This is a genomic window from Nocardioides sp. NPDC057577 (genome assembly GCF_042801335.1).
In the GTDB taxonomy this organism is placed as follows: domain Bacteria; phylum Actinomycetota; class Actinomycetes; order Propionibacteriales; family Nocardioidaceae; genus Nocardioides.
Genome location: NZ_JBHVGB010000325.1, coordinates 1 through 1,862, shown reverse-complemented (window position 1 = coordinate 1,862; position 1,862 = coordinate 1). Strand labels below are relative to the sequence as shown.

Below are 1,862 nucleotides of genomic sequence, written 5' to 3'. Positions count from 1 at the left end.
CCCCAGCGGCACGATGGGTGCCGCCGGGGCGAACGTGTAAAGCAGTGGAGCAGGCGATTTAGCGCTTGCTGAACTGCGAGGCCTTGCGGGCCTTCTTGAGACCGGCCTTCTTCCGCTCCACGACGCGGGCGTCGCGGGTCAGCAGACCGGCCTTCTTCAGGGTCGGGCGGTTGGCCTCTTCGTCAACGATGTTGAGCGAGCGGGCCACGCCGAGACGCAGCGCACCGGCCTGGCCGGCGATGCCGCCACCGTCGATGCGGGCGATCACGTCGAAGCGACCCTCGAGCTGCAGCGCAGCGAACGGCTCGTTCGCGATCTGCTGGTGCAGCTTGTTGGGGAAGTAGTCCTCGATGGTGCGACCGTTGATGGTCCAGTTGCCGGTGCCCGGGACGATCCGGACGCGGGCGACGGACTCCTTGCGGCGACCGGTGGCGGCGGCCGGGGCGATGGTCGCCGGACGCTCGGGGGTGTCGGCGGACGGGGCGCTCTCGGAGGTGTACGCGAGGCCCTGCTCGTCGGTCTCGAAGGTCTCCTCGACCTCTACGGCGGTGTTCTCAGTCATGTCCTGGTCCTGGCTCACTGGGCGATCTGCTTGATCTCGAACGGAACGGCCTGCTGCGCGGCGTGCGGGTGCGTCGGACCGGAGTAGACCTTGAGCTTCTTGAGCATCTGACGGCCGAGCTTGTTCTTCGGCAGCATGCCCCACACAGCGGACTCGATCGCCTTGCGAGCGTCCTTCTCGAGGATCTCGCCGATCGGGGTCGCGGTCAGACCACCCGGGTAGCCGGAGTGGCGGTAAGCCAGCTTGGTCTTGGCCTTGTTGCCGGAGAGGGAGACCTTCTCGGCGTTGATGACGATGACGAAGTCGCCGGTGTCCGCGTTGGGCGCGAAGATCGCCTTGTGCTTGCCGCGGAGGAGCTCAGCGGCCTGGACCGCGAGGCGGCCGAGACGGACGTCGGTCGCGTCGATCACGAGCCAGGCGCGCTCGATGTCGCCCGGCTTGGGAGCGTAAGTACGCACGTGTGCCTTCTTAGTTCGTTGGACCCGGCGCACGGATGCGCACCGGGATGGTGCTGCGTGGCTTCTGACGAACACGGCCCGGCCTGCCCTGTCCTCTGGGTGGTCCCAGCGACAGTCATCCGGATCTGCGTCCCTGACCGTGCGAAATGATCAGGACGCGGCAGGAGTCACGACCTCACAAGGTTACGAGCCCCCGTACGGCAGAGACAAATCAAGACGTACGCCGCCGGTCGGGGAGCCGGACGGCGTACGCGATCTTGGGCGGGTCAGCTCGACTGACCCGGGGAGGACTGTCCGTCGGACTGGTCCTGTTGCCGGCCGAAGTCGCCCGGACCACGGTCGCCCTGGCCGAAGTCGGGCATCTGGCCGCCGTCCGGGAATTGATCGTCGCCCGGGAGCTGGCCACCGTCGGGCATCTGGCCGTAGGGCATCTGACCGTCGCCCCGCATCTGGCCCAGCTCTCGCTGACTCTGATCGGAACCACCGTCGACGACGGCGGCAGCGACCCCGGCGGCGACGCCACCACCGAGGACGAGCCCGACGGCCGCCGCAGTCGCGACGCTCTTCCAGCCGAAGACCCGCTCGGCGAGCTTCTTCTTCGGTACCGCAACCGGGACGGCGGCAGCCGCGACCGGCGGGCCGAAGGCGGGCGGCCCATAGGCGGGCGGGGCGTACGCCGCGGCCTCCGGCGCGGGCTGCTCAGCGGCGGGCTGCTCGACGGCGGGCTGCTCGACCGTCGGCTCCGCCGGCTCCGGAGCCTCGCCGTCCGTACTCTTGTCGCTCATGTTTCCAGAGTCCGCCCGGTTCCTGTGGGGAGGCTGTGCCGGGCCTTTGACTTCGGT

At 69.0% G+C, this 1,862-nt stretch carries 3 protein-coding genes; all 3 read right to left on the bottom strand.

The window, feature by feature from the left end:
• Positions 1 to 58: 58 nt before the first annotated feature.
• The 3 genes from rpsI to ACFU7D_RS29485 all read right to left on the bottom strand — a co-directional run bounded on the left by rpsI (position 59) and on the right by ACFU7D_RS29485 (position 1,805).
• On the bottom strand, positions 59 to 562 hold the full coding sequence (gene rpsI / locus ACFU7D_RS29495) for a 30S ribosomal protein S9 (protein WP_378726270.1): 504 nt from the start codon (positions 560 to 562) through the stop codon (positions 59 to 61).
• 14 nt (positions 563 to 576) lie between these two features.
• Complete coding sequence (rplM, locus tag ACFU7D_RS29490) at positions 577 to 1,020, bottom strand: 50S ribosomal protein L13 (RefSeq protein WP_091051763.1); 444 nt, start codon at positions 1,018 to 1,020, stop codon at positions 577 to 579.
• Positions 1,021 to 1,286: 266 nt separating this feature from the next.
• Positions 1,287 to 1,805 carry a hypothetical protein gene (locus ACFU7D_RS29485; RefSeq protein ID WP_378874051.1) on the bottom strand — a complete coding sequence of 173 codons (519 nt, stop codon included), beginning with the start codon at positions 1,803 to 1,805 and terminating at the stop codon, positions 1,287 to 1,289.
• Positions 1,806 to 1,862: the final 57 nt, after the last annotated feature.

What these genes read in the sequence shown, in the direction of transcription:
- rpsI (WP_378726270.1), bottom strand. Translation starts at nt 562, where the DNA reads ATGACTGAGAACACCGCCGTAGAGGTCGAGGAGACCTTCGAGACCGAC.
- ACFU7D_RS29485 (WP_378874051.1), bottom strand. Translation starts at nt 1,805, where the DNA reads ATGAGCGACAAGAGTACGGACGGCGAGGCTCCGGAGCCGGCGGAGCCG.